Source organism: Flavobacterium sp. HSC-32F16 (genome assembly GCF_024171645.1).
Lineage (GTDB): Bacteria > Bacteroidota > Bacteroidia > Flavobacteriales > Flavobacteriaceae > Flavobacterium.
Genome location: NZ_JALKAC010000005.1, coordinates 1 through 26,879, shown reverse-complemented (window position 1 = coordinate 26,879; position 26,879 = coordinate 1). Strand labels below are relative to the sequence as shown.

The 26,879-nt window shown below is 32.9% G+C and carries 24 protein-coding genes; 12 read left to right on the top strand and 12 right to left on the bottom strand.

The window, feature by feature from the left end; all coding sequences use genetic code 11:
- Window positions 1–38: 38 nt before the first annotated feature.
- Entirely contained in the window at window positions 39–1,847 is a 1,809-nt protein-coding gene (locus L1276_RS15185) for a hypothetical protein (protein WP_253789206.1), read from the bottom strand.
- Window positions 1,848–2,148: 301 nt separating this feature from the next.
- Window positions 2,149–3,705 carry a hypothetical protein gene (locus L1276_RS15180; protein WP_253789204.1) on the bottom strand — a complete coding sequence of 519 codons (1,557 nt, stop codon included), beginning with the start codon at window positions 3,703–3,705 and terminating at the stop codon, window positions 2,149–2,151.
- Window positions 3,706–3,821: 116 nt separating this feature from the next.
- Here L1276_RS15180 and L1276_RS15175 point away from each other — a divergent pair, with 116 nt between their 5' ends.
- On the top strand, window positions 3,822–6,209 hold the full coding sequence (locus tag L1276_RS15175) for a penicillin acylase family protein (RefSeq protein WP_253789202.1): 2,388 nt from the start codon (window positions 3,822–3,824) through the stop codon (window positions 6,207–6,209).
- A 105-nt stretch (window positions 6,210–6,314) separates the two neighbouring features.
- Here L1276_RS15175 and L1276_RS15170 read toward each other — a convergent pair whose 3' ends face one another.
- The 7 genes from L1276_RS15170 to L1276_RS15140 form a co-directional block, all read right to left on the bottom strand.
- Window positions 6,315–6,764 (bottom strand): hypothetical protein, encoded by a 450-nt coding sequence (locus L1276_RS15170; RefSeq protein ID WP_253789200.1) that lies wholly within the window; start codon window positions 6,762–6,764, stop codon window positions 6,315–6,317.
- 151 nt (window positions 6,765–6,915) lie between these two features.
- Window positions 6,916–8,379 (bottom strand): serine hydrolase, encoded by a 1,464-nt coding sequence (locus tag L1276_RS15165; RefSeq protein ID WP_253789198.1) that lies wholly within the window; start codon window positions 8,377–8,379, stop codon window positions 6,916–6,918.
- Between the two features lie 221 nt (window positions 8,380–8,600).
- Complete coding sequence (locus tag L1276_RS15160) at window positions 8,601–8,990, bottom strand: nuclear transport factor 2 family protein (RefSeq protein ID WP_253789196.1); 390 nt, start codon at window positions 8,988–8,990, stop codon at window positions 8,601–8,603.
- Window positions 8,991–9,104: 114 nt separating this feature from the next.
- Complete coding sequence (locus L1276_RS15155) at window positions 9,105–10,613, bottom strand: class A beta-lactamase-related serine hydrolase (protein WP_253789195.1); 1,509 nt, start codon at window positions 10,611–10,613, stop codon at window positions 9,105–9,107.
- A gap of 76 nt (window positions 10,614–10,689) precedes the next feature.
- Window positions 10,690–11,484: an AraC family transcriptional regulator gene (locus L1276_RS15150; protein ID WP_253789193.1), complete on the bottom strand. Its 795-nt coding sequence runs from the start codon at window positions 11,482–11,484 to the stop codon at window positions 10,690–10,692.
- A gap of 23 nt (window positions 11,485–11,507) precedes the next feature.
- Window positions 11,508–12,341, bottom strand: a complete 834-nt coding sequence (locus L1276_RS15145) for an alpha/beta fold hydrolase (protein ID WP_253789191.1) — start codon at window positions 12,339–12,341, stop codon at window positions 11,508–11,510.
- 83 nt (window positions 12,342–12,424) lie between these two features.
- Entirely contained in the window at window positions 12,425–13,024 is a 600-nt protein-coding gene (locus L1276_RS15140) for a GNAT family N-acetyltransferase (protein WP_253789189.1), read from the bottom strand.
- Between the two features lie 424 nt (window positions 13,025–13,448).
- Between L1276_RS15140 and L1276_RS15135 the strand changes: the two genes are divergently transcribed.
- On the top strand, window positions 13,449–14,792 hold the full coding sequence (locus L1276_RS15135) for an NAD(P)/FAD-dependent oxidoreductase (RefSeq protein WP_253789187.1): 1,344 nt from the start codon (window positions 13,449–13,451) through the stop codon (window positions 14,790–14,792).
- A gap of 163 nt (window positions 14,793–14,955) precedes the next feature.
- Here L1276_RS15135 and L1276_RS15130 read toward each other — a convergent pair whose 3' ends face one another.
- Window positions 14,956–16,473 (bottom strand): helicase HerA-like domain-containing protein, encoded by a 1,518-nt coding sequence (locus L1276_RS15130; protein ID WP_253789185.1) that lies wholly within the window; start codon window positions 16,471–16,473, stop codon window positions 14,956–14,958.
- Between the two features lie 379 nt (window positions 16,474–16,852).
- On the opposite strand from L1276_RS15130, the gene L1276_RS15125 reads away from it, so the two are divergent.
- The 8 genes from L1276_RS15125 to L1276_RS15090 all read left to right on the top strand — a co-directional run bounded on the left by L1276_RS15125 (window position 16,853) and on the right by L1276_RS15090 (window position 23,349).
- The gene (locus L1276_RS15125; RefSeq protein WP_253789183.1) at window positions 16,853–17,677 is read left to right on the top strand and encodes a MotA/TolQ/ExbB proton channel family protein; all 825 of its coding nucleotides are present in this window, start codon (window positions 16,853–16,855) and stop codon (window positions 17,675–17,677) included.
- A 54-nt stretch (window positions 17,678–17,731) separates the two neighbouring features.
- A complete protein-coding gene (locus tag L1276_RS15120; RefSeq protein ID WP_253789181.1) occupies window positions 17,732–18,358 on the top strand; it encodes a biopolymer transporter ExbD in 627 nt (208 codons plus the stop codon).
- A 19-nt stretch (window positions 18,359–18,377) separates the two neighbouring features.
- On the top strand, window positions 18,378–18,932 hold the full coding sequence (locus L1276_RS15115; protein WP_253789179.1) for a biopolymer transporter ExbD: 555 nt from the start codon (window positions 18,378–18,380) through the stop codon (window positions 18,930–18,932).
- A gap of 37 nt (window positions 18,933–18,969) precedes the next feature.
- Entirely contained in the window at window positions 18,970–19,773 is an 804-nt protein-coding gene (locus L1276_RS15110; RefSeq protein ID WP_253789177.1) for an energy transducer TonB, read from the top strand.
- Window positions 19,773–20,000, top strand: a complete 228-nt coding sequence (locus L1276_RS15105; RefSeq protein ID WP_184159658.1) for a hypothetical protein — start codon at window positions 19,773–19,775, stop codon at window positions 19,998–20,000. The genes L1276_RS15110 and L1276_RS15105 overlap by 1 nt, the downstream gene beginning before the upstream one ends.
- A gap of 2 nt (window positions 20,001–20,002) precedes the next feature.
- Window positions 20,003–20,926 (top strand): PstS family phosphate ABC transporter substrate-binding protein, encoded by a 924-nt coding sequence (locus tag L1276_RS15100; protein WP_253789175.1) that lies wholly within the window; start codon window positions 20,003–20,005, stop codon window positions 20,924–20,926.
- Between the two features lie 16 nt (window positions 20,927–20,942).
- Complete coding sequence (locus L1276_RS15095; protein WP_253789173.1) at window positions 20,943–22,613, top strand: tetratricopeptide repeat protein; 1,671 nt, start codon at window positions 20,943–20,945, stop codon at window positions 22,611–22,613.
- A 103-nt stretch (window positions 22,614–22,716) separates the two neighbouring features.
- Window positions 22,717–23,349: a 7-carboxy-7-deazaguanine synthase QueE gene (locus L1276_RS15090; RefSeq protein ID WP_253789171.1), complete on the top strand. Its 633-nt coding sequence runs from the start codon at window positions 22,717–22,719 to the stop codon at window positions 23,347–23,349.
- Between the two features lie 81 nt (window positions 23,350–23,430).
- Here the strand turns inward: L1276_RS15090 and L1276_RS15085 are convergent, their stop codons facing one another.
- Both L1276_RS15085 and L1276_RS15080 read right to left on the bottom strand, forming a co-directional pair.
- Complete coding sequence (locus tag L1276_RS15085) at window positions 23,431–23,976, bottom strand: YfiT family bacillithiol transferase (protein ID WP_253789169.1); 546 nt, start codon at window positions 23,974–23,976, stop codon at window positions 23,431–23,433.
- Between the two features lie 15 nt (window positions 23,977–23,991).
- The gene (locus L1276_RS15080; RefSeq protein WP_253789167.1) at window positions 23,992–24,699 is read right to left on the bottom strand and encodes a bifunctional 2-polyprenyl-6-hydroxyphenol methylase/3-demethylubiquinol 3-O-methyltransferase UbiG; all 708 of its coding nucleotides are present in this window, start codon (window positions 24,697–24,699) and stop codon (window positions 23,992–23,994) included.
- 74 nt (window positions 24,700–24,773) lie between these two features.
- On the opposite strand from L1276_RS15080, the gene L1276_RS15075 reads away from it, so the two are divergent.
- A complete protein-coding gene (locus L1276_RS15075; RefSeq protein ID WP_253789165.1) occupies window positions 24,774–25,268 on the top strand; it encodes a YkgJ family cysteine cluster protein in 495 nt (164 codons plus the stop codon).
- A gap of 108 nt (window positions 25,269–25,376) precedes the next feature.
- A complete protein-coding gene (locus L1276_RS15070; protein ID WP_253789163.1) occupies window positions 25,377–26,612 on the top strand; it encodes an ABC transporter permease in 1,236 nt (411 codons plus the stop codon).
- Window positions 26,613–26,879: the final 267 nt, after the last annotated feature.

The following is a 26,879-nucleotide window of genomic DNA, read 5'->3' as shown; positions in this document are numbered from 1 at the left end:
AAAAACGCCGATCTAGAAAATCTAAATCGGCGTTTTATTTACACTAATTCTGGTGTCGGAATCCGAATCGCATTTAATTCTGATTTATAAAAATCGAATTGTTTTTTTATTTTTTCTTCTTCCCTTTTAAAATAAAAACTTGACGAAAACAGATTCTGATAATATTCGATTCCTTCTAAAATATTCGTTTTAAAAGAATTCCATTTTTTTAGCTGCATTGCGGTTACTTCTCCCGAAATGGTTTCGATTTCATTTATGAAATAATCAACATACATTTTTAATTCCTTCACAAATAAATTTGGTCGATCAGTTCTCAAAACCGATTTTCCCTGATAAATATGCTGTACCATTTCTTTTAAAGAAACTTCCTGATCAAAATACGCCAAATTTGGTCCAGGGCAAATCACAACGCCTTGTGCCTGACCTTTTATTTGAATATCATTTTCAAGATAAGAAGCATTGGCTAAACCAACACATAAGCATGATTTTTCCGTTATTTTTATTTTGCTTTTTTCAAATGCATCTGCAGATAACGTGTTTTTTATATTTTCTAATTCTGCCAGTTTAATATCCTGGTATTTTTTTGAAGCGGTACAGATTCCGTGTGGATCGTATTCTTTACTTAATGCTAAGAATTTTTTTGGGCATGAGCTTCCGGCTTTATTATCATGAATTCTTTTTTGTTTCAAAAATTCATTTGTTGTGCCTTTTAAAGTATTAAACGGAACTCCCAAAGGTGAAATATTACTTAAATAAAAATCATCTTCTTTGGCATTCATCAATAAATTTCTTGTTTCTTTATCTACAGATGTTGCTTCAGGGACTAGTAAAAATGGAGATCCCCAGCCAACAGAATCAACTTGATATTCGTCTAATAAAAATTCATGTTCTTCTGCAGTTCCAACTCCTCCCTGAACCGTAATTTTTAATTCTAAAGGGTTTTCAGGAAAGTACTGATTTTTTAGCTGTAAAGCTTTAATCATTAAATCGTGGGCCGTTTGTATCAGTTGTTGTTTTTTCTGCTTAAATTCCTCTAAAATGGCACCTAATAAGAGTCCATCAGTTGCAAAAGCGTGACCGCCGCAGTTTAATCCAGATTCAATTCGGTATTCAGAAACCCAAAGTCCTTTCTTGGCCAGGAAATTTCCCTGAATCATAGCCGATCTAAAATCACTGACTTTAAGGATAATTTTCTTTTTAAGTTTGTTGTTTTCATTTGGGAAAAAGTCTTTGAAATTTTCAAAGTAACCAAACAATCTCGGATTCATTCCGGCAGAAAGTACAACAGACGATTCTAAGTTACTATTTGCAAAACCTCTTAAAGCTGCGTGAGCGTCATTAAATTCAATTGGAAGCTGTTCGTTTTTAACAAAATTATCTTTGTCCAGTTTTGTCATAATATTAACGTCGATTTCTCCTGGAAAAAGATGCGTTTCAATGTAATTCTGAATGTTTTCTTTAAAAGTAATTCCGTCGTCCAATAAATTCTGAAACCCTTTTTTAATGTCAGAAGTATTCGGCAGCATCGTCATGAAGTTTTCAAGAGCTGTTTTGCTCTCTGCTAATTCCATTTTGAAATTTTCGAATTTATCTTTTACAATTTTATCGACTAAATTTAAATAAGAAGTTATTCTCTCTGCACGATAGTCGTGAAATTTCTGTGTGATTTCTTCGTAGGGAATATTGAATTTAGTGCTGTAAAAATTACGCATCTTCTCAATCAAATCATCATCAGCGAGAGCAACAACAGACGAAATTCCATATTGTGCAACGCGAATTGGGCTGTCAATTGTATATGCAAGACCCATCACCGGAATATGAAAAGTGTGTAAAGGTGTTTTTGCCATTTTGTTTTCAGATTAAAATAAAGGCAAATATTAAAAAAAAGGATTTTTTTAAAAGATGATAATTGTCAGGTTTATGGATTGGCTGACACGAATTGCACTAATTTGCACTAATTAATTTTTAAAATCCTGCAAATAAAAATTAGTGGAAATTCGTGTAATTCGTGGCAAAAAAAAATACGAATCAAAATAACATAGCCGTGGTTTCAACCACGGGGAACGTATTGTGAGAATGCGTGATTTCTTTACAAAAATGTATTGCGTTCCTGCGGTTGAAACCGCAGGCTATATTGACGTGGATGCGTTATATCAAAATCTTCTTCAAGGATTCCGCAATGCTTCTCCATAAAAAATTGTAGAATGATTTTTCCTGAATTCTTTCGATTTCAACATCGGCGGTTTTAGCTTTGTCTTTCGAATCATTTTTGACCAGTAAATTAACAATTGCCGATTTAAGTTTTGCCTCTTTTTCAGGATGTTTCTTTTTGTACAATTTCACTTTAAGATCGTCATAATCTAAAGAAGCATTTCCTTTAGAAACATTATCGTTTCCGTAAAAATTAAAACGGTATTTGTTAAAAACTCCAGTAAAAGAGGCGTTCATGTAAGGCTGGCTGAATTGTCCCATCGCCTTGACATCAAAATTCGAAATCACACCCTGAATGTGAAAACTATCATTTTTATCCAAAACATTAAAACTCCAGTCAACATCAAGAGGAGAAGTTTTCATGAAAATGCAATTCACTTTGATTTTAACATCATTGGTTTTTTTCAAACCAAAGCCACTTCGCAAGTTGGTTGCCTGCAAATTGAATTTATCAAAATTTAAAATCCCGGGACCTTTAGAGAAATCAATTTCTTCTTCATAAACCAATTTGGATTTTAAAACCTTCAAAGTATCAATCTGCAACGGAAATTTTATATTTCGTAATAAATGATTGTACAGGTATTTTTTGCTCAAATCATCTTTTGGCATTTTACCGCGATAAATATTTGCATCAAAATGATTGATTACAAGTGAATTCGCTTTGAAGAAAAAATGATCATTTTTAAAACCCCAATCCATTTTTGAGACTTGAGCCGAATCAAATTTCAGCGTATAAATATCCTTTTCCTTGTCTAAACGTTTGGTAAATTCTCTTCGGCTAAATTGCGGAAGATTAGAGAAATTATTGATTTTTAGAAAGTTCTTTTCTGTACTTATTTTTCCGATATTGATATGATAAAAAGCACTTGGTCTGTAAAATAAACTATCAATTACCAACGCATAACTTTTATACTGCAGCGGAATTTTTTCTTTTAAAGTAGCATCGGTCAGCAAAATCCCTTCCAGTTTCAGAATGATTTTTTTGATGCTAAAAATAGGTTTTTGAGAATCCAAAGAAACAACATCAACCGTTCCGTCGTTTAAATAAATGTTTGAAACGGAGACAATTTTTCGGAAAGGCTCAAAGATTTCGCTTTTAATGCTTTTGCTGTTATTCAAAAGTTTTTCGCCTTTTTTATATAAAATCACTCGGGGTTTATTGATGATAATGCTTTCGGCCTGGATTATATCCCTAAAAGCCAAATCCCAAATATTAAAATGTTTTATCGTAATGGATTCAATTTTGGAGAACAGACCGTTTTTGCTGTCTTTTGGCTGATTCTTCGGACTTACTAATAATGTCTCAGCATAGATATTTCGGGAAAAAAGAGAAACTTCAATTTTTTCATAATTGATATTATAAACCGTTTTGTTTTTTTCCTGAATAATAATCGGAAGCTGTTTTTTAATCCAGTAATTCAGTCCCAAATTCGCTAGAATTACAATAACGAAAAGAGAAATTATACCGATTGCTATTTTTTTATAGATTGACATTTATTGTATTGTTTTAAATACATAAATTTAGGCTTTTAAAAAGGAGGATTTTTACATTATTCTTCTTTTTGATTACATCATTTTACAAACCTTACTATTTATACTTTTTGCAAAATATGAGAAGATTTAAAAAATTTCTGCTGGTTTTAGTATTACTTATAGTTGTTCTTGCAATTGCCTTATTTGCTTATATTTTTCATTTGAAACCCAAGTATGAAGGAGAATTACAGTTAAAAAACCTGCAAAAGGAAACTACAGTTTATTTTGATGAATTTGGAATTCCTCATATTTATGCCGATTCGGAAAAAGATGCGATGACAGCGCTTGGATATGTTCACGCGCAGGAAAGATTATGGCAGATGGAATTGCTTCGTAGAATTGCTCCGGGAAAATTATCAGAAATCTTCGGTTCTGTGGCGCTTAAAAATGATATGTTTTTTGCAGGAATTGGTATTGAAGAAGCTTCGGCGAAAGCCATTGCCAAATTAGAGAAAAACAGTGAAAGCTATAAATTGACGCAAGCGTATCTAGACGGAATTAATCAATATTTAGAAGAAGGAACTACGCCTGTTGAGTTTACATTGATTGGAGTGAAAAAAGAAAAATTTACTATAAAAGACGTGTACAATATCTTCGGATATATGTCTTTCAGCTTTGCGATGGCTCAAAAAACAGATCCTTTATTGACCGATATTAAGAATAAATATGGCAGTGAATATTTGAAAGATCTGGGAATTGAGGGCGAATTCAATACAACTCAAATTAAAATTTCAAAAGAAAATATTGAAGATTATACCGCTGTTTCAAAATCGATTACGGCTTTATTGGACAAATCACCAATTCCGCCATTTATAGGAAGTAACAGCTGGGTTGCGGGACCAAATAAAACAAAAAGCGGTAAAGTTATTTTTGCCAATGATCCACATATTGGGTTTTCGCAGCCGGCAACTTGGTACGAAGCGCATATCGTTACGCCGAAACATGAATTGTATGGCTGTTATCTGGCTGGAACTCCATTTCCGTTATTGGCGCACAATCGCGATTACGCTTATGGGTTAACGATGTTTGAAAATGATGATATTGATTTTTATCAGGAAAAAAATAAAGATGGGAACTCTAACCAATATCAAACTCCGACAGGTTTTGCCAATTATGAAATAACAAAGAAAACGATTAAAGTAAAAGATACTTCGGATGTTGTTCTAACCGTTAAGTCAAGCCGACACGGGCCAATTATGAATGATTTGCTTGAAAGATTAGATCGTAAACACCCAATTGCAATGTTATGGACGTATACGCAGCAACCCATTCAAATTCTGGATGCGGCTTATGGTCTTTCTCATGCAAAAAACAAAGATGATTTTAAAAAATCGGTCAGCTTAATTGCAGCTCCGGGCCTGAATGTAATGTATGGTGATGCCAAAGGAAATGTTGGCTGGTGGGCAAGTGGGAAATTGTATAAACATAATCAAGGCGTAAATACCCATTTAATTTTAGACGGTTCGAGCGGGAAAGAAGATATAGTAGAATATTTGGATTTTTCTAAAAATCCATCATCAGAAAATCCGAAATGGGGATATGTATATTCGGCAAACAATCAGCCCGAAGCGATTGATGGCTATTTATATCCGGGATATTATCTTCCGGAAGATCGCGCCAAAAGAATTTCAGGTTTAATGGATGTAAAATCAGATTGGGATAAAGAAGCGATCAGTAAAATGATTTACGATAATACTTCGGAAATTGCGGTAGAAACGGTTCAAAATCTAATTTCAAATATTGATCTTAATGCTGTTTCGGCATCTGAAAAAGAAGCTTTAAAGATTCTAAAATCCTGGAAAGGAACAAATAATCTGGAAGATGTTTCGCCAACGATTTACAACAAATGGATTTATCTCTATTTGAAAAATACATTTGAAGATGAAATGGGCGAAGATAATTTTAATTTGTTTTTAGGAATTTCTGTAGGGAAACAAGTTATTGCGAATCAAATTAAAAATGAAAATTCAGTTTGGTGGGATAATATCAAAACCAAAAATATAAAAGAAACCAGAAAAGATATTGTTTCAAAGTCATTTCATGAAGCAATTTCCGATCTTCAAAAACAATTAGGAAACACTATTTCCGATTGGAAATGGGGAGAAGTTCACACCGTAGAACATGAACATCCATTAGGGAAAGTTGCCGCACTTCGAGGATTATTTAATGTTGGGCCTTTTGCTTCGCCGGGATCAAACGAAGTAATCAATAATTTATTTTTTGGTTTAACCAATGAAGGAAAATATTATGTAAAAGGCGGGCCTTCAACGAGAAGAATTGTAGATTTTTCAGATATTGAAAACAGCTGGAGTATTCTGCCAACCGGACAATCAGGAAACCCGTTCAGCAAACATTACAGTGATCAGGCAGAAATGTACAACGCCGGAAAATTCAGAAAAATGAAGTTGAATAAAGAAGAGATTATAAAAACATCAACGAAGCTGGTTTTGAAACCGAAAAGCTAGTTTTTTTGTTTCAGATTTAAAGTTTCAAGTTCTCTGTGTAAACAATCTTTGTCAAAGTTTAAAACTTTGACAAAGATATTGAGACTTAAGGAAAATCTTTGAACCTTATTTAGCAACATATTTCCCCTTCACAATGTCACTTGCAAAAATGTTCAAATTATTAATAAGCACTTTATTATTAGTCATCACATTTATAGTTTGATAAGCGGTGTCCTTTTCGTAGGCTTGCAATAAAGTTTCCAGTTCTACTTCGTCAAAAACAACAAAGCTGTTGTAAATGGCGTCCCTGAAATTTTTATAATTAATGCTTTGGCTGATTTCCATTGCTTTTTGTTCGTTCCAGCCTTCTTTTGCTGAAGTTTCGTTTATTTTAGACAGGCAAAAATCAATTACATAATTTTTGTAATGTGTCGCTTCGACGATTTTGTCTATAATAATTCTATTTTGTTGGGAAGGCATTGCCGGAGTCTGAGGATTTGTTTGAGAAATACAAATAGCTGGAACAAAAAGACATAGCGCGAAAGCCAAAAAGGCAAACTTTTTTAGATTTTTCATAGGTTAAATTCTTATTTTGGGCTGGGCTAAAATAATATTTTTAACGCTAAATCATCGAATTTGAATGTTAGAAATTGTAACAAAAAAACTCCGAAAAATGGGTTTTGAAGCCATTTTTCGGAGTTAACTTTTTTAAGAACTTTATTTAGAGTTATTTAGTTTTATTTTTTGTAAGTTCTTCCAATACTTTTTTTCCGGCTTCATTTGAAGGATCGAGTTCAATTGATTTTGAGTAATTAACAATGGCCAGTTTTTTATCGCCGTCGGATAAGTAAGCTTCGCCTAAACTATCGTAAACATTTCCAGATTTAGGAAAAGTTTCAACATTAATTTTAAAAATTTCGATAGCTTCTTTCTTTTTTCCGGTTTGCAATAATTGGTAACCTGCATTATTTATATCGCCTTCCTTAATGGCATAACTTGGGTCGGTTTTTAATTTCTTATAGGCAGTTACACCTGCTGTAGTACCTTTTTCTTTAAAAACATCTAAAAGTTCAAGCGCCATTGATTTTTTAGCCTGATTATAGGGCTGATTGTATAAAATATTACGAACAGCCTCGTTCATTTCGCCTAAAACTGTTCCGCCGGTATTGTTCAGTAAAACAACTAAATTTTTATCAGCAGGAATACGAGAAATGATTGTGTTAAATCCGTTAATTCCTCCGCCGTGCTTGATGATTTTTAATTTGCCTTTACCTTCAATAGTAACATCTTCAACAGACCATCCATATCCATAAGATTCTTCTCCCCATGATTTTATGTAAGGTTTGAATAATGATTCCATTGATTTTTCTGAAAGCAGTTTTGTAGTGTAAAGCGACTGATCCCAAAGATATAAATCCTCGACAGTAGAATATAATGAACCGGCTGCGTACGGAATACTCATGTCAATAAAAGAAGAGTTAACAAAGTTTTTTCCTTGTTTTTCATATCCCGCTGCTCTGTTTTTCAAGATAACATCACTGTGATCGTAACCCGAATTTACCATTTTTAAAGGCGTAAAAATAGTTTCCTGCAAATATTGCTCGTATGTTTTACCAGTGATTTTTTCAATAATATAACCCAATAAAAAGTAACCAGAATTGCTGTAACTAAATTTTTCGCCTGGCTTGAAATCAAGAGGCAGTTTGTCAAAAGTTTTTACAAACTCTGCAGGAGTGTATGGATTTTTGGCCTTATCTTTTAAAAAGTTTGGCGCACTGGTGTAGTTTGTTATTCCAGATGTATGCGTTAACAAATTATGAATCGTTATTTTATCGCCATTTTCTTTTGGGTAATCCGGCAGATAAGTTGTGATAGGAACATCCAGTTTTAGTTTTCCTTCTTCTGCTAGCTTTACAATTAAAAACGCTGTAAACTGTTTGCTGATCGAACCCAGCCTAAATTTAGTATCGGGCTGATTAGGAATATTCCATTCCATGTTTGCTTGGCCAAAACCTTTTTTTAAGATTATTTTTCCATTTTCTGCAACCAATGCCGAACCGTTAAATTGGCCGTATTCATTGTATTTGCTTAAAAGATCGTCTATTTGTTTGGCTTTATCTTGTGCAAAAATACTTATTGCAAAAAGCAACATCAGAACACAGAGTGCGATTAGTTTGATTGATTTTTTCATTTTGATTGATGGTTTTGGGATTAGTGAAATGATTCGTTTTTGATTGATGATTGAAACCGTATGACAATTAGATTTTCAATAAATGAAATCGAAAGTACGATTTTTTTACTTCAATAATTCCAGATGTCTAAAATGTTAGACGATTGAATTGCGATTTGGTTTCAACATTCATCCATTTTTTTTATTCACTTAACTAAAAAAAATCGAGTACACACCAAAGACTAGTTTTTATAAGGTCTATGCTCGTAACTAACAATTCGTTTTAATTTCCAATCTTTACCAATTCTTTCCCAAATATGAACAAATTTCCCAGTTCCTTTAGGGACATCATTAACATAAAAGGTATGTTCTCCTAATTGTACAGCTCCAAAGTCGCCTAATTTATCAATTGTACAAGAATTTAATTTTCGAGTTAATTTTTCTGGCTGCTCACATTTTGAAATCAGCGATTTGATTTCATTTGCCTGAGATCTGTTCAATCCGGAGCGGTCATCATAAAATTCAATATCTTCTGAAATTATTTTTTTGAAAAGAGCAGCATCACATTGATTGAATGCAACATCAAAGAGTAAACTGTCCATTTTAATAATTTCAGTTTTTAAAAGATCCATTTTTAAAATTTCACTATTAGTTTGTGCTATTGTTTCTCTTTTTAAGAACAACATAAATAGAACAAGTATATTAAGCATATTTGGCATAGTTGTGTTTTTAAGGTTTGCCGTTGATCACTTCGATTCAATATCTACTATTTTTTGTCCATTTTCTCCCAGATAATGCACTACGATATTTTCATAAACTTTATAGCCGTCATCCACATTGGTAAATAGCACCAGACCTTGTTTCGTTTTTGGAAGCAAAACAAAAATAGTCTGAACACCTTTGTCTGCACCGCCGTGAGACAAAGCATAATTCTCATTTCCTAAATCGTAAATTTCGAACCCTAAGCCAAAATATTTGTTTTTTTTAGTCGCGACCTGATGCGAATTCATGTCATCAAAAACTTTTTTACTTAAGCCTTCGCTGTTTAAAAGACTGCATAAAAAAATACTGTAATCTTCAATAGTCGTTAATAAATCATCGGCAGCATTTGTTGTTTTGTTTTTTGTTGGCTCATAAGCATTTCCTTTGGTATCATAATTAACGGCATATCTCGAAAGATCGATTTTGTCATTCCATATTAATCGAGAATCGTTCATTTTTAAAGGTTCAAAAACTAATTCTGATACCAATTGATCTAACGTTTTGTGGAATTTTTTCTCGAGCGCTTTTCGCAGATATTCAAAACCTTCACCGGAATATTGGTATTGTGTTCCGGGTTTGAACTTGAAATCTAATTTTTTAGAATCATTAAAATATCTCCAATTCGGAAAACCCGTTTGATGGCTCAAAATAATTCTCGTGGTCAGTAATTTTAAATACGGATCTTTTGCAATATCAGGATCAGTCCAGTATTTATAAAGCGGTTCATCTAAATCCCATTTTCCTAGACTTACTAGTTTTAAAACAGTTATGGCAGTTACAGGTTTTGTCAGCGAAGCAACATTCCAAATCGTATTATACGGTGCCGAAACGTCTTTTTTAAGTTCGCCAAAAACTTTTATCTGTTTTAGTTTCCCATCTGTAATAATTCCAATTCCCAAAGCAGGAACATTATTTTCTTTGAGCCATTTTTCGGTTTCCTGATCGTTATCAAAAAGATTTGATTTGCCTGCAGTAGAACTTGTCATTTGATGATTGTAGCTTAATGATCGGGCTAATTTCCACTCTTTATTTTTTAAAAGCCAAAGATGTGTGAATTTAGCAAAACTTCCGGCCTGTTCAGTATTACCAGCTGTAATTTCGTAAAAACGATGAGTTCCCATTTGAATCGCGCCGTATAAAATGCCATTTTTGTACAACGGATAAATTTCGGTGCTTCCGTTAATTAGTTCTCTGCGATAGTTGTATTTTCTTGTTGGAGAACAGATTCCGTTTTTCAGCGTTTTTAGAAATCGGGCTTTATCCGAAATACTGTCTTTATCGTGGTAAAACTCAAAATCTTCGGTATAAAGATTCTCAAATTGTTTTATATCGCAGGTATTAAAACCAATATTAAAAAGAAGACTGTCTTTTAATATAATGGTTTTATACAAAGGGGAATTCTTAGCTTCCTGAGAAAATCCAGATTGTATTTGAAATAGTAACATTCCAATTAAAAGTACTTTTAATTGAAGAAAAGAAGGATTGATTTTCATTTCTGATGGATTGATGATTGATGATTCTGTAAAAGTAACTCAATCAAAATTCGCAAAATTGTACAAATGCGAAATCTTATCTTTTATGAGAAAGAAAATACGAGTCAGGATCGAACATTTTGGGAGTTGTTTTCGTTACATCTTTGAACTTTTTTATAAAATGCGACTGATCAAAGTATTTATTATAAAGCGCAACATCTGTTAATTTTAGTTTTTCTAAATCAGAATTAACCATTTGATCGACTGATTTTCTAAACTTCAAAATCTGAATGTATTTTTTAATTGTAAGCCCGGTTGCCGTTTTAAATTTAATCTGCAATAATCGCTGCGAAGATTTTATATCCTTGCTGATTGCCGAAACCGAAATTTCTTCTTCCTGATTTTTAATGATTTCGCATATTTTTTCGATCACATTTTTTTCTGAATGCGAATTAGACAATTCTTCAAAATAAATATTTATTGTTTGTAATAAATTTTCAATATCAGAATCAATCCCTATTTTAAAAGGTAATTCTTCAGGATTAATTTTGATAATTGAATCGGTAAAATTGCTTAAATCGTATTTTGGAAACATCGAAAGCGTCCAGGCATGAAGCTGAATGATTGTAACTTTAGTTTTTGACTGAATATTCACCAAAACTTTATTGGTCATTTGCGAACAAAAATAAATGCCTTTGTTCATTTCGTGTTTATTTTTACTCGTATGAACTTCTATAGCATTCCCAGTTACAATGGCAAGATTAAAACAGCCGTTTGGTAAAACGAGTTTATTTTCAATCAGGCTTTCGCCGATGCTGTTATCCAAACACCAAATTTTATTGACAAACCTTTCAGCTTTTGGAGTTACGTAATGTTCTGAGTAAAGGTTCATTTTTAATTTAGGAATAATTGGTGTTATTTTTTTCCAGTAAACAGTTCTACACTCGATGTCTTATTAAAAGGATCATTAAAGAAACTCATTAAAACTAAATTGAAAAGTTCGGGTTTTTCATAAGCCCCAAAATGTGTAGCTCCAGGCATTACAAAAAAGTTTGAATTTGGAATATTGTCAAATATTTCAATTGAATGTTCCAATCTAATCGCATCTCTATCGCCAGACATAATTAGAACAGGACATTTTATTTTTTGTAGTTCTTTGTCGGTAATATTAGGCTGATGCGCCAACAAAGTATATAAGTTTTTAGTATGAGGATCTTTTGTTGCTTTTAAAGTATCCAGAACCATTTTATCTATTTCATTATAAATTGCTTTTTTGCCAGGAAAAAGATTTGCGCCAAAAGCGGCTACTTTTGCAGTTTTATCAGGGTGATGAATTGCTAATAAAAGGCCTAAAATTCCACCATCACTTTGTCCCCATATATAAGCATCTTTAATTTTTAATGAATCAAGCAAAGTGCTGACATCATCAGCCATTTGAGTATAGGTCAATTGTTTATTAGAGGGATCAATTGATTTTCCATGGCCTCTGCTGTCAATCGCAATAACTTGAAATTGCTTTTTAAAATAGTCAATTCTACGACTTTGCCCTTTAATTGAACCACCATTTCCGTGAAGTAAAACCAAAGGTTTTCCGGTTCCATACACTTCATAATACATTTTGATACCGTTTATCTGCTTGTAGTTTCCAGCTTCTTTATTGTTTCCGTACGGAATAGAAAGTTCTGTTTGAGCAGAAGCATTTGCAAGGTTCAGCAAAATAAAAAATAAAAGTGCAATTGATTTTTTCATGGCTTTTGGTATTGAATATTACAAAGATGATAAAGTATTGTTTCTAATGTTATTTTATTAGACGATATAATTTGTGTTTTGTTTCAGTAAAGGATAAATTCCCCAAAATAATTTCGTTTCGTATTCTGCCATTCTTCCAAAATAATACTGTAATAAACATCATCTTTACTGTTCCCGTCAGAATCAACATAATTGTTTCTAAATACCCCTTCTTTTAAAGCTCCTAAATTTTCAATGGCGCGCTGTGATCTTAAGTTTTCAAGATCAGCGCTGAATTGTATTCTTTTGAATTGAATATTTTCAAAGCCAAAATTCAATAATTCATATTTGCAGGCTTTATTTAAGCCTGTTCCCTGAAATTCTTTTCCATACCAAGTCCAGCCAATTTCACATTTTTGGCTCGTATGATTTAAATATCCGTAGCGGGTGCTGCCGGCAACTTTGTTTGAAGTTTTATCAATTATAAGGAATGGATAACAAATTCCGTCGTCTTTTTGTTGTAATGTGTTTTGAATGTAATTTTCGAAATCGGCATCGTTGCGAACGTACATTCCCATATATTTCCAGATTTCATCGTCAAAAATAATTTCTTGGAGTTCAATGTTTCTTTCGCTCTCAAATGGAATTAATATTACTTTTTCATTTTCTAAAATGATTTCTGATTGTAAAATTTCGCTGTTCATTTGTTCTTGTATATGAATGTTTTTTGAATTAAGTTTCTTAATACTGGAGATAGTTTCTCGCAAAGTTGCGAAGGCGCAAAGTTTTGTGTTTCACGCAGATTTAGCAGATTTGACAGATTTTTTTAAGTGTAATTATCTTCTCAATCTGCGGAAAAAATCATTATAATTCGTATAATCTGTGGCAAAATAAAAAACTTTGCGTCTTTGCGTCTTTACGATATTTTTTCTCCAGTTTAAGATTTTTCTTTAAACGAAATTACTTCTTTAGAAAATCTAAATAAATCTAATAAAACAGGAATTTGTTATTAAAATGGTGTAGACGCCCCAATAAATATTGGTATTTAAGGTTAAATATTTGTTGTAATTTAAAGCTTATGTACAATTATTACTTATTTTTACGATCTTATATATTAGATTTTCCCCGATGCAAACTTCACTAAAAATTGCTGTTGTAGGTTCTGGACTTGTAGGATCGCTGTTGGCAATTTATCTTAAAAAAGCAGGTCACACGGTTCATGTTTATGATCGCAGCCCTGATATTCGAAAAATAAATTTCTCTGGTCGTTCTATTAATCTGGCAATGTCTAACAGAGGCTGGAAAGCGCTGGACGGTGTTGGTGTTGGAGATGCGGTTCGGGAAATCGCGATTCCTATGGATAAGCGCGCGATTCATTTAGTTGATAAGCTGAATTTTCAGAATTATGGTCAGGAAGGTGAATCTATTTACTCGATTTCCAGAGGAAAATTAAATCGCAAAATGATTGATTTAGCCGAAAACGCCGGAGCAGAGTTTTATTTTGAACAAAAAATATGGGATGTAACGCTCAGTGATGCAACTTTGCACATTGGCGAAAGCGAAAGAGGCGAGTGGGAAGAACGAAAATACGATATGGTTTTTGGTGCCGATGGCGCTTTTTCGAGAATCCGCCACAGAATGCAGCGTCAGAGCATGTTTAATTATTCGCAGGAATTTTTAAATATGGGCTATAAGGAATTAAATATTCCGGCAAATGCCGACGGAACTCATAAATTAGATAAAAATTCTTTTCATATTTGGCCGAGAGGTGAATATATGTTAATTGCACTTCCTAATCTTGACGGAAGTTTTACCTGTACTTTATTTATGCCTTTTGAAGGAGCTAATTCTTTTGAGTCCCTTACAGATCGTAAAATGGTAGAAGATTTCTTCGAGAAAAACTTCCCGGATTCAATTGACGTAATTCCGGAACTGGCGAATGATTTCTTTAAAAATCCAACAAGTACTTTGGTAACCATGAAATGTTTTCCGTGGACATATGAAGATAAAATTGCTTTGATTGGAGATGCCTGTCACGCCATTGTTCCATTTTACGGACAAGGAATGAATGCCGGTTTTGAAGATATTACGGTTTTGAACGAAATGATTGAGAAGTTTGGAAACGACTGGAAAAAGATTTTTGCAGAATATCAAATTTCACGTAAACCAAATGCCGATGCAATTGCCGAACTATCATACCGAAATTTCATGGAAATGAGTACTAAAACGGCAGATGAAAAGTTCTTATTACAAAAGAAAATAGAAAAAGTGTTTTCAGATAAACATCCCGATAAATGGATTCCGCTTTACAGCCGCGTTACTTTTAGCGACCGTCCGTATGCCGAGGCATTGGCAATTGGCGATTTCCAAAACGGAATTATGGAAGAAGTTTTAAAATTGGAAAACATAGAAAATATCTGGAATTCACCAGAAGTTGAAAATAAAATTTTGGATTTATTGCAAAAAGCATAATTTTTTTTTAAAACCATATAAGTTATATAAGTTAATATAATACTTTGTATATAGTAAACCCGACAGGTTTTAAAAACCTGTCGGGTTTTGATATTTAGAGACTCTATGTAATTCGACATATAAATTAAATGAACTTATATAACTTATATGGTTTAATATTTTTTTACTTCTTAAAGATTTTGGTTAAAACGCCAAATACGCCTCTTATAAAGGTAGCGCTTGTTACCACTTTTATGACAGATTTTGTAACGACCTCAGTGGTAGTTGGTCCTGCTTTTGAAGATCTAGCGGGTGCTTGTTCTTCTCGCTGCGCTGCAGCTTCATTAGCATCGGCTATTTTTTTATTTAGAATTTCGAAAGCACTTTCGCGGTCAATTTCCTCACTGTATTTTTTAACCAGTTTCGATTTTTCGTTTATTTCATCGATTTCAGATGCAGATAAGATATCCATTCGGCTCTGCGGTGCACGCATCATCGTAGCAACAAGAGGCGTAGGAATACCTTTTTCGTTTAATGCCGTAACCAATGCTTCTCCAATTCCTAAATTAGTTAGCAATTCGTCTGTTTTGTAATATTGTGAAGTTGGGTAATTATCAGCAGTTTTTTTAATTGCCTGACGATCATTTGCTGTAAAAGCTCTAAGCGCATGCTGAATTTTTAATCCTAACTGTGCCAAAACACCACTTGGAACATCCATTGGGTTTTGGGTTACGAAATAAATACCCACACCTTTTGAACGAATTAATTTTACAATCGTTTCAATTTGTTCTAATAAGGCTTTACTGGCTTCATTAAATATTAAATGTGCCTCATCAATAAAGATTACTAATTCAGGCTGCTCAGCATCACCTTTTTCAGGCATCTTTTGATAGATTTCTGCCAAAAGACTTAACATAAAGGTAGAGAACAATTTTGGTTTATCCTGAATGTCCGTCAAGCGGATGATATTTACGTAGCCTTTTCCGTTTTCATCAATTCGCATTAAATCATCAGTTTCAAACGACAATTCACCAAAAAACAAATCACCGCCTTGTTGTTCTAATTCGATAATTTTTCGAAGAATAGTTCCCGTCGTTGCAGTTGATATTTTACCATAACTGGCTGCGATTTCTTCTTTTCCTTCTTCGGTAATATAATTAATGACCTTTTTAATGTCTTTCAAATCCAGCAAAGGCATTTGTTTATCATCACAATATTTAAAGATAACCGCTACAACTCCTGCCTGAGTATCATTTAAATCTAAAATCCTTGAAAATAAAACCGGACCAAATTCTGAAACAGTAGCACGCAGACGTACTCCGTTTTGTTTGGATAGCGACATTAATTCAACCGGAAATGAACTTACATTATAAGGTAGGTTTATTTTAGCATGACGCTCTGTAATAAAACCTTCTTCTTTTCCTTCTTTTGCAATACCGCTGAAATCACCTTTAATATCCATCATTAAAACAGGAATCCCTGCATTTGACAACTGTTCAGAAAAAACCTGGATTGTTTTCGTTTTTCCGGTTCCTGTTGCACCAGCTATAAGACCATGACGATTTAATGTTTTTAGAGGAATTTTTACATGTGCCTCAGCAACAGCTTCTCCATCTAAAATTGCGCCTCCAAGCGTTATAGAGTCGCCTTTTGCAGAATAACCATTATTAATGTCTTGAATGAAATTGTCCTTTTTATTCATGTTTTATTTGTAATTTAGATGATTATAAGAGTTTTGCTTGTTTTTTTAACAAATTTGATACTATTTTTTTAGTAGGAAAAAGCCCTTTTTGATTGAAAAATACATAAAAAATAATTTCGCAGCTTTTTAAGAACATTTCAAAGGATTGTTTGAATATTTACTAAAACGTTGTAAATTTTTTATTATTCGCCTTTATTTTTGTCTTATCATAAAAATGACCCCGGCAAATTAATGAGATATTTTTTAAATTGACGTTAAATTTCCTTCAATAAAATTAAAAAAAGTTTTTTTATTTAAACTAAACGTATAAATTTGCTACCCTACAAGTTAAATATAACTAAAAAATAAAAATTATTTAAAACTATTAAAATTAAAAAAAATGGCAAACGTTAAAGTTAAAAAAGAAAGCACTTCAAACGGAGGGGGAATGATTACAGGAATCATTATTGTAGCGTGTATCGTAGTTGGGGTGTTAATTTGGAAATTCGTTATGGGTTCTCCTGCTAACTTCGAAGGAGGAAATCCTGAGACAGGTCACCCAATCAATACCTTAGGTATGGTATACAAAGGAGGTTTCATTGTACCGGCATTATTAGGTATGTTTTTAATGGTTGTTGTTTTTTCTATTGAAAGATTCACTGTTATCAGCAAAGCTGCTGGAAAAGCTAACTTAGACAAATTCATGACAAGCGTTCAAGGAAGTATTAAAGAAGGAAACATCGAAGCTGCTATCGCTGCATGTGACAAACAACAAGGTTCAGTTGCAAACGCAATTAAATCTGCTTTGATTAAATACCAAGACGTTAAAAAAGAAGGATTCAATAGTGAAGAAGCTTCTGAAGTAATCCACAAAGAAATCGAAGAGGCAACTTCATTAGAAATGCCAATGTTAGAAAAAAATATGACTATTATCTCTACTTTAGTATCTTTAGGAACTTTAGGAGGATTATTAGGAACTGTATCAGGTATGATTAAAGCGTTTGGTGCGTTAGCTTCTGCTGGAACTCCAGACCAGGCTGCTCTTGCAACAGGTATCTCTGAGGCACTTATCAACACTGCAACTGGTATCTCTACTTCAGTATTAGCGATCATCTCTTACAACTTCTTTACTGCTAAAATTGACGATTTAACTTACTCTATCGATGAGGCTGGTACTACAATCGTGAATACTTACAGAAGATTCAGAGGAAGTTTAAGACAATAATTAATTTTTGATAAATAATTAGTAATAATTATATCAAAATAAAAATAAAAGATAATGGCTAAAATAAAAATGAAAAAGAAGTCAACATCGACAGATATGACTGCCATGTGTGATGTTGCGTTCCTTTTGCTTACGTTCTTTATCTTGACCGCTACTGCCAAAGTGCCAGAGGCACTTCCTGTAGATATGCCTTCTTCTACTGTTCAAAGTAAATTACCAGATTCAGATTTGGCAATTATTACAATAGGTCAGGGAAAAGACGGGAAAAGTAAAGTGTTTTTTGATATCAAAGGAAGAGAGATTCGTAAAAAAACTCTTGAAGGAATGGGAGCAAAATTCGGTGTAACTTTTTCAGAAGAGGATAAAGAAAAATTTGCTTTAATGGATGACTTCGGTGTGCCAATTACAAGTTTAAAGCAAATCATCGATATGAAATCGGCTGATAGAGTTAAAGCTGAACAACCTGGAATTCCATTTGATTCTGTAGACAATCAATTGAAAGAGTGGCTTTTGGTTTCAAGAAGAGCTACAATTGACCTTGATGACAAAGAATTGCAAATTGCAATAAAAGGAGATGCTAAAGAACAATATCCACAAATCAAAAAGATTATGGATATTTTACAAGATCAAAAAATCAATTCCTTTAACTTAGTTACTGGAATGAGAGGAAAAGACTTTTAATTAAAAAAAGATACACTAAATGGCTGAATTAAATACCGGCGACGGTGGTGGCGGAAAAGGTGGCAAAGTAAGAAGTAAAAAGCAAAGTTCAAAAGTCGATTTAACAGCGATGGTGGATTTGGCATTCTTATTGATCACGTTCTTTATGTTAACCACATCGTTGTCAAAACCTCAATCGATGGATTTGTCTCTGCCAGATAAAGATCCAAAAGATGATACTCCTCCTGTAAAGGTGGATGAGAATCGTACAATGACAGTGATGTTAGGAGAAAACAATAAGCTGACTTATTATATGGGATTACTTGAGACTCCTATTGCAGGACCTAAAGATATCGCTTATGGTAAAGATGGTATTCGCAGAGAATTGCTTAAAAGAAAGAAAACAGTTTTAGAATATTCTGCAGGCTTAGGGAAACCTAAAAATGGAATTATTGTGATTATTAAACCAACTAAAAAATCAACTTATCGTAATTTAGTTGATATGTTGGATGAAATGGCAATTACTGGAGTAGATACTTATGCAATTGTTCCTGAATTTACACCAGAGGAGACTAAATTGATAGATAAAAAATAAGAGTTATCTTGTTTTAACATCCTAATAATCAAGAAAAATGAAATTAGATATTATAAAAAATCAGTGGCTTGATATCGTATTCGAAGGACGTAATAAGATATATGGCGCATACGAACTGAGAAAATCGAACGGAAAAACTACGGTAAAAGCACTTATCATAGGTTCGATTATTTTTAGTTTTGCTGTAGCGGCTCCTCTTATTGCAAGCTATTTACCAGATTCTGGTGAAGTAGAAGAAAATAAAGATATTAAGATTGCTACAGTTAAATTACCTCCCAAACCAAAAGAGGAAGTAAAGCCTAATCAACCGCCGCCACCGCCGCCGCCGCCAAAAGTGGATCAGGTGAAGTTTGTGAAACCGGTTGTTGCTAAGGCAAATGAAGTTACCGAAGATCCTCCAAAAATTGAGGAACTTAAAGATAAGAAAGTAGGTTCTGAAACTATCAAAGGAGATCCAGATGCAGAATTTACTGTTGCTGAACCGGTAGGTAAAGGACCAGTTTCTCAGGTAGTAGAAGAAGATAACAGTGTATATAACACAGCTGGTATCGAAGTAAAACCTGATTTCCCTGGAGGGATGGATAAATTCTACAAATTCGTAGGAAATAATTATAAAACTCCAGAAGAAGAAGGTCTTAAAGGTAAAGTTTACGTTACTTTTGTAGTTGAAAAAGACGGTTCATTAACCGACATTAAAGTTTTAAGGGATATCGGTTACGGTACAGGAGCTGAAGCAATTCGTGTTCTTAAAAAATGTCCAAAATGGACTCCCGGCGAGCAAAATGGTAAAAAAGTTAGAGTACTTTACTCTTTACCTATTACTATTCAATCTGCAGAATAATGTTAAAAGATATGCTTAATAATATTCAGAAGAAATCGCTCAAAGAGCGATTTCTTCTTGTTTTAGGAATACTGTTTTTTTTAATATATCTTGTGCTGGGTTTAATGATTATGTTCTGGGAAAAACTTCCCTTAAATATGGAGCCTAAATACAGATATGCTTTTGGCGGATTGCTAATTGTTTATTCGGCAATACGGTTTTTAAGATTAATTAATGCAAAAGAATAATTATGCTGAAATATAGTAAGTTTTTAGGTTTGGTTATTTTTGTTTTTTTGTTTGCCATGTGCAACCAAAAAAGCAAGAGTGAATCTAATAAAGAAACCATTTTAAAAGGGGCATTAAATGTTACAGTTGATGAAACTGTAAAACCAATCGTTGATGATCAGGTCGCTGTTTTTGAAGGAACTTATTATAGTGCAAAAATTACAGTTATACCAAAATCTGAAGCTGAGTTAATAAACGATTTATTAAATCAGAAAGCTAAAGTGGCTATAACAACCAGAGATTTGACTCAAGAAGAAATCGCAAGGTTTGAAAAAAGTAAGATAAAACCTCGTGTTACGCCTTTTGCAAAAGACGCGATTGCTTTTATTTCAAATAAAAGCAATAATGATACATTAATTGCGTTGAAAACGGTAATTGATTTCATGCAGGGTAAAAAGGATACTGGAATTAAAGGCCTGGTATTCGATAATCCAAACTCTAGCACAGTTCGATATATGAAAGAACTGGTGAAAGTTAAAAATGTTCCAACAGAAAATGTTTTCTCTTTCAAAACAAATGATGAAGTAATCAAATTTGTTTCAGAAAATGACGGAATGATTGGAGTAGTTGGAGTTAATTGGTTATCACAGCCATCTCCAAATATGATTGATGTTGTGAAAAAAATAAATGTTTTAAGTGTAAAAGGACTTAATGATGATAAATATTACAGTCCTACACAAAATGACCTTGCCGAAGTCAAATATCCTTTGGCACGTGATTTGTTTATTATAAATTGCCAAGGGTATAATGGATTAGGAATGGGCTTTGGTTCATTCATTGCCGGAGACATTGGACAGAGAATAGTTTTGAAATCGGGGTTGCTGCCAGTAAGAACACCTGGAAGAAAACTTCAAATTAGAAATAAACTTTTAAAAGATAACGAATAAATTAATTACAATAAAGATGAATAAATTTAAAATTTTTAGTCTTGCCTTAGTTGCTACAGCTTCTGTTGCAAAAGCGCAAGATATCAAAGAAGCTAAAAAGGCAATTGATGCTGAGCAATTTCAAAAAGCAAAGTCGTTGCTTAAATCAATCATCAAAGCGAAACCATCTGATGGAGAAGCTAATTTTGTTTTAGGAAACGTATATTTAAATCAAAGCGTTGTAGATTCTGCTAAGATTTATTATTTAAATGGAATAGAAGCATCTGACAAGAAAAACTTAAACTATATTGGTTTAGGTCAGTTAGATCTTGATAATAAAAATGCTGCTGGAGCTCAGGCTAACTTTGCTTTGGCTACAAAAGATATAAAACGTAAAGATGTAGATGAATTTATTTACATTGGAAAAGCTTACATGAACTCCGTAAATCCTGATTATAACAATGCGATCGCAAGTTTAAAAAAAGCATTAGCAATTGATCCTCAAAATGCAAGTGCACTTTTAGCAATTGGAGATGCTTATTATGGAGCAAACAATCAAAATGAAGCTTACAAATCGTATCGTGATGCATTTTCAGCAGATCCAACACTTTTAAGAGCAAAAATGCAATTAGGAGTTTTATTAAAAGGAGCAAAATCTTATGATGAAGCTATTAAAGCTTTCAACGAAGTAATTGCTTTGAATGCTAGTTATGGTCCAGTTTACAGAGAGTTAGCTGAAACTTACTACAAATGGGGAAGAAACAAGCCTTCTACAGCTAAAGTTAATTTGCAAAATGCAATTACAAACTACGAAAAATACTTAAGCTTAACAGATTACTCTTTAGATTCTAAAATGCGTCACGCAGATTTCTTAATCTTAGTAAAAGATTACAAAAGCTTAGAGACTGTTGCAAACAAAATGATTGCGGAGGATAAAGTAAATCCTAGAATTTTTAGATATTTAGGTTATGCAGCTTACGAAAATGGAAATGTAGACGTAGCTATTAAATCTCTTGAAGATTATATCAAAAATCCTTCTAACAAAGTGATTGGAAGCGATTATATGTATTTAGGTCTTTCTAAAATTAAAAAAGGAACAAACGCTGAAGGTCTTGTAGATCAGGCTGCTTTTGATGCTGGTATTGCAAATATTAAAAAAGCTGTTGAATTAGAGCCATTAGTAGTTGAAGAACTTGGTGATTATGGTAAAGAATTATTCGGTAAAAAGCAATGGGCACAGGCTGCTGCTATTTATGAATTGAGCTCAGCTAATTCAGAATCAAAAAATTATTTGACTGATAATGTTTATTACGGTATCTCTCTTTATTATGCAAACTTAGATAAAAAGGCTGCTTCACCAGAAGTTGCTGCTGATTTAGCTAAAGCAGATGCTGCTTTTGACAGAGTTTTAGTAGCTTCTCCTTCTTATGATGAAGCTTACCTTTATAAAGGTAGAATAGGTAATTTATTAGAGAAAGAAGATCAAATTGTTAAAAACTACGAAACGTATGTTGCCAACATTACTGCTAAAGGTGCTGAAGAATTAGCAAAACCAGCTACAGTTAAGAAAATTGTTGAAGCATATAATAGTATTGGTGCAAGTTACGCAAATACTGACAAAGCAAAAGCAGTTGAATATTTCAATAAAACTTTAGTTTTAGATCCAACAAATGCTTACGCTTCTCAATCTGTGAAAGCTTTAAAATAATATAGTTTTTAAACTAATTTAAAAAAAACCGATAGTTCAAAGCGAACTATCGGTTTTTTTGTTATGTATTTAATTGACTATCTTTGCACATTAAATTAAAATAATGTTACCAAAAGAAATACAATTAGAAGTAAATAAAGGAGCAATGCTGCCTTTGATGGAAGAATTTTACACCATTCAGGGAGAAGGTTTTCATACCGGAACTGCTGCTTACTTCATTAGAATTGGAGGGTGTGATGTTGGATGCCATTGGTGTGATGTAAAAGAAAGCTGGAATGCAGAACTGCATCCGCCAACTAATATCGACGTAATTGTAAATAATGCTTCAAGTTATGCCAATACAGTTGTAATTACAGGTGGGGAGCCGCTTATGTGGGATATGACTTTGTTGACTCAGCAGTTAAAAATTAAAAACTTAAAAGTTCATATTGAAACTTCTGGAGCTTATCCATTATCTGGAACTTGGGATTGGATTTGTCTTTCGCCAAAGAAAAACAAACTTCCAACGCCGGATGTTTATGCTAATGCACATGAATTAAAAGTGATTATCTATAATAAGCACGATTTTATCTTTGCAGAGGAGCAAGCAGAACTGGTAAATGATAATGCTATTTTATTTCTTCAGCCAGAATGGAGTAAAAAAGAAGAAATGACACCGCTGATTGTAGATTATGTTATGAATAACCCTAAGTGGAGGGTTTCGCTTCAGACTCATAAATATCTAAACATTCCTTAAATCACATAAAAAAACTCTCCAAGATCTGGAGAGTTTTTTTGTGTGATAAATATACATTGTGTAAAAAAGAAACATTTTGGTTTATTTCCAGTTTCTTTGTTTTTTTAAATTTCTGATGTGTGCTAAGTGATGATTTCCGTGCCACGCATACATACCAATAATTTGCTTGATTTTGTACTCAGAATTATTCTCCGGATGAATAAAAGATTTTTCCAGATCATTTTTAGATAAGTTTTTCATTATATAGGCTAACCTAAAATGTAACCCTTCTAATAAACTTAATGTTGGAGTAATTGGCATAGTTAAACTGTCGGGCAGATCAGACCACAATTTTTCATCATAAGGTTTTATAATTGGATTGTTTTCGGTTAAAGCCCATTTTAATCTGACATAACAATTCATATGGCTTTCTGCACAATGGTGAATAACTTGACGCATTGTCCATCCATCAGGTCTGTACGGAGTATCTAATTGTTCGTCACTTAAATTAATTGCTTCATTTTTTATCTTTTCAGGAAGAGCTGCAATTTCTTTTATTTTATCCGAAATATATTCAGAGGAATATTCGTCAGGAGCATTAAACTTCCCTATAGGATATTTTAATTTCTCTAAATCTAAATTTCCCATGATTTTTATTTTAAGTTAAATTGAAAGTTTTGCTAAATAATCAAAATGCTCACCTTCCATAATCAACTCACATTTTAATCCATTTGCTATGGCAGCATTTTGAAGCGTGTTATAATCGAGGTATAACCAGTCAAAAGTTTCTTCTTTTTCACCTTTATATGATATGGTAAAAGTAAGTTCTCCATAATATTCTGTTTCTGATGGAATCCATTTTCCGCCGTCTTCATCTTCATCGAACATATAAATAATATCAGAGCTGTCAATTAAAATCTGCCCGCCTGGATTTAAAAGTGATTTTAGTTTTGATAAATACGTATTGCAGTTTGCTAATTTTCCAAAAATACCAGTCCCATTCATCAATAAAATAATGGTGTCAAATTTTTCACCTTCAAAAGCCAATATATTTTGAACCTGAATATTTTTTAAGCCGCGCAGTTTACAAGTTTCAATTGCTTTTTCAGAAATGTCGATAGAAACAATATCTAAATTACGATCATTTTGTAGCGATAAACTATGGCTTCCCGCACCACATCCTACGTCCAAAGTTTTTCCTGTTGCAAGTTGTAAAGCCTTTTGTTCAATTTTTGGCATTTCATTATAGGAGCGGAACAAATATTCAACACTCATTTCATCTTCTTCAGAAATTGAAGTTTCGGTAATAATGTTCTCGGGTGAATTATTAGTCTGGAAATCATACATCGCTTTCCCAAAAAGATCTTTCATCGTAATTTAGTTCAAAGTTTAAGGTTTAAAGTTTAAAGTTGTTTAATTTTGCAGCTCAACTTTAAATAGTAAACTTGAAACAAATTTTAAATAACTTAAATAAGTTAGCCAAAGATAAGCATATCGAAAACAAAAAGTATTTTGATAAGCTGAAAAAGAAACAACCAAAGAATTTAGATTACGTTATGCAGGACTTGCATGATGCTGAATTTAAAAAAACGGATTGTTTAGAATGTGCCAATTGCTGCAAAACAACCGGGCCGTTATTTACTTTGGCAGATATTGAAAGAATTTCAAAATCTTTCAGACAAAAACCACAGCAGTTTATTGATCAATATCTGCGTATAGATGAAGATAAAGATTATGTTTTAAAAAGTGTTCCATGTACTTTTTTAGACAGCGAAAATTATTGCTTGATTTATGATGTAAGACCAAAAGCCTGTCGAGAATTTCCTCATACAGATCGCAAAAAATTTCATCAAATTGCAGATCTGACTTTAAAAAATGTCGCAATTTGTCCCGCTGCTTATAATATAGTAGAAGAAATGAAAAAGAAATTACCGCTTTAAGCATTAAAAACGCATTGTTACTTTAAGATTATACATTTCGCTTTTTTAAATGTATTTTTGAATAATCTGAAACTAAGCAAGAAATATAAATCATAACAGAACCTTAAATTGAATCTAGAATACTTTATAGCAAAAAGACTCATTACTGCTAAAGATTATAAAAGCAGTATTTCGGCGCCAATTATTAAAATTGCTATTTCTGCAATTGCAATTGGTATAATTATGATGATAGTTTCTGTTGCAACCGGTATTGGCTTGCAGCAAAAAATACGCGAAAAAGTTTCAGCGTTCAACGGTCAGATTATTATTTCCAATTACGACAATAATAATTCAGAAATCACTTTAAATCCAATTTCAAAGAAACAGGATTTTTACCCCAGCTTTAAATCCGTTCCAGAGGTAAGTCATATTCAGGCAATCGCAAGCAAGGCCGGAATAATTAGAACCGAAAATGCATTTGAAGGAATTGTTTTCAAAGGTGTAGGGGCAGATTATAATTGGAACAATATAAAAGAGTATGTAGTAGAAGGTAATCTGCCTGATTTTTCTAAAACACTGAACGAAGAAGTTATTATATCAAGATTCCTTGCGGATAGACTTAATTTGAAACTAGGAGATAGTTTTAATACTTTTTTTGTAAAAGAAGAACAAGGAAAATTGCCTAATATCCGTCGATTTAAAATTGCAGGGATTTTTAGTTCAGGATTTCAGGATTTTGATGCGACCTATATAATGGGAGATATTCGCCACATCCAGCGAATCAATAAATGGAACCCGGATCAAATTGGGGCATTTGAAGTTTTTGTAAAAGATTTCACTACTATTAAAGAAACTGGAAACCATATCTACGAAAAGATATCTTCAAACCTCGATACAGAAACGATAACTGAAAAATACAGTTATATTTTTGACTGGCTTCAGCTCTTTGATTTTAATATAGTCGTTATTTTGGGAATAATGATTTTAGTGGCTACCATCAATATGGTAGTGGCATTACTAGTTCTTATTTTGGAACGTACACAAATGATAGGTATTTTAAAAGCATTAGGAGCGAACAACTGGACAGTTAGAAAAGTTTTTTTATACAATGCATTTTATCTTATTATTAGAGGATTGTTCTGGGGTAATTTAATTGGGATTTCATTACTTCTGGTTCAACAGCAATTTGGAATCATTCATCTAAACCCCGAAAACTACTATGTAAACCAGGCGCCGGTATATTTAAATTGGGGATACATTGCATTGCTAAATTTGTTAACTGTAACAGTGTGTTTCCTGGTGTTATTAATTCCTTCTTATATAATAACAAAAATCTCTCCCGTAAAAGCAATTCGCTTTGATTGATTTTAGATAAATGAATATTTCACAATCCGACAGGTTTCTAAAACCTGTCGGATTTATTTTTTATACATATAATTAGGTTATGTAATAAATTAATGATCGCGTTTTTCGTGCAGATTCATAGCGGTGCGTTTTATGGACATCTAGATAAATGGAATAATCTAATTCACCACTGCTATAATATATAGATATGTCCAGATGAACGAAGTTGAATTTTTTTAAGATTTAGAATTTGGTAAGTTTAATAAGGAGCTGTTTCCCGCTATCCGT

Bases quoted from the DNA above. Each gene is read 5' to 3' on its own strand.
- L1276_RS15140 (WP_253789189.1), bottom strand. From the start codon at position 13,024: ATGAACAGCGAAATTTTACAATCAGAAATCATTTTAGAAAATGAAAAA.
- L1276_RS15100 (WP_253789175.1), top strand. From the start codon at position 20,003: ATGCTGAAATATAGTAAGTTTTTAGGTTTGGTTATTTTTGTTTTTTTG.
- L1276_RS15095 (WP_253789173.1), top strand. From the start codon at position 20,943: ATGAATAAATTTAAAATTTTTAGTCTTGCCTTAGTTGCTACAGCTTCT.
- L1276_RS15160 (WP_253789196.1), bottom strand. From the start codon at position 8,990: ATGGATCTTTTAAAAACTGAAATTATTAAAATGGACAGTTTACTCTTT.
- L1276_RS15175 (WP_253789202.1), top strand. From the start codon at position 3,822: ATGAGAAGATTTAAAAAATTTCTGCTGGTTTTAGTATTACTTATAGTT.
- L1276_RS15180 (WP_253789204.1), bottom strand. From the start codon at position 3,705: ATGTCAATCTATAAAAAAATAGCAATCGGTATAATTTCTCTTTTCGTT.
- L1276_RS15150 (WP_253789193.1), bottom strand. From the start codon at position 11,484: ATGAACCTTTACTCAGAACATTACGTAACTCCAAAAGCTGAAAGGTTT.
- L1276_RS15090 (WP_253789171.1), top strand. From the start codon at position 22,717: ATGTTACCAAAAGAAATACAATTAGAAGTAAATAAAGGAGCAATGCTG.
- L1276_RS15110 (WP_253789177.1), top strand. From the start codon at position 18,970: ATGAAATTAGATATTATAAAAAATCAGTGGCTTGATATCGTATTCGAA.
- L1276_RS15170 (WP_253789200.1), bottom strand. From the start codon at position 6,764: ATGAAAAATCTAAAAAAGTTTGCCTTTTTGGCTTTCGCGCTATGTCTT.
- L1276_RS15185 (WP_253789206.1), bottom strand. From the start codon at position 1,847: ATGGCAAAAACACCTTTACACACTTTTCATATTCCGGTGATGGGTCTT.
- L1276_RS15130 (WP_253789185.1), bottom strand. From the start codon at position 16,473: ATGAATAAAAAGGACAATTTCATTCAAGACATTAATAATGGTTATTCT.
- L1276_RS15085 (WP_253789169.1), bottom strand. From the start codon at position 23,976: ATGGGAAATTTAGATTTAGAGAAATTAAAATATCCTATAGGGAAGTTT.
- L1276_RS15120 (WP_253789181.1), top strand. From the start codon at position 17,732: ATGGCTAAAATAAAAATGAAAAAGAAGTCAACATCGACAGATATGACT.
- L1276_RS15080 (WP_253789167.1), bottom strand. From the start codon at position 24,699: ATGAAAGATCTTTTTGGGAAAGCGATGTATGATTTCCAGACTAATAAT.
- L1276_RS15105 (WP_184159658.1), top strand. From the start codon at position 19,773: ATGTTAAAAGATATGCTTAATAATATTCAGAAGAAATCGCTCAAAGAG.
- L1276_RS15125 (WP_253789183.1), top strand. From the start codon at position 16,853: ATGGCAAACGTTAAAGTTAAAAAAGAAAGCACTTCAAACGGAGGGGGA.
- L1276_RS15135 (WP_253789187.1), top strand. From the start codon at position 13,449: ATGCAAACTTCACTAAAAATTGCTGTTGTAGGTTCTGGACTTGTAGGA.
- L1276_RS15115 (WP_253789179.1), top strand. From the start codon at position 18,378: ATGGCTGAATTAAATACCGGCGACGGTGGTGGCGGAAAAGGTGGCAAA.
- L1276_RS15145 (WP_253789191.1), bottom strand. From the start codon at position 12,341: ATGAAAAAATCAATTGCACTTTTATTTTTTATTTTGCTGAACCTTGCA.
- L1276_RS15155 (WP_253789195.1), bottom strand. From the start codon at position 10,613: ATGAAAATCAATCCTTCTTTTCTTCAATTAAAAGTACTTTTAATTGGA.
- L1276_RS15165 (WP_253789198.1), bottom strand. From the start codon at position 8,379: ATGAAAAAATCAATCAAACTAATCGCACTCTGTGTTCTGATGTTGCTT.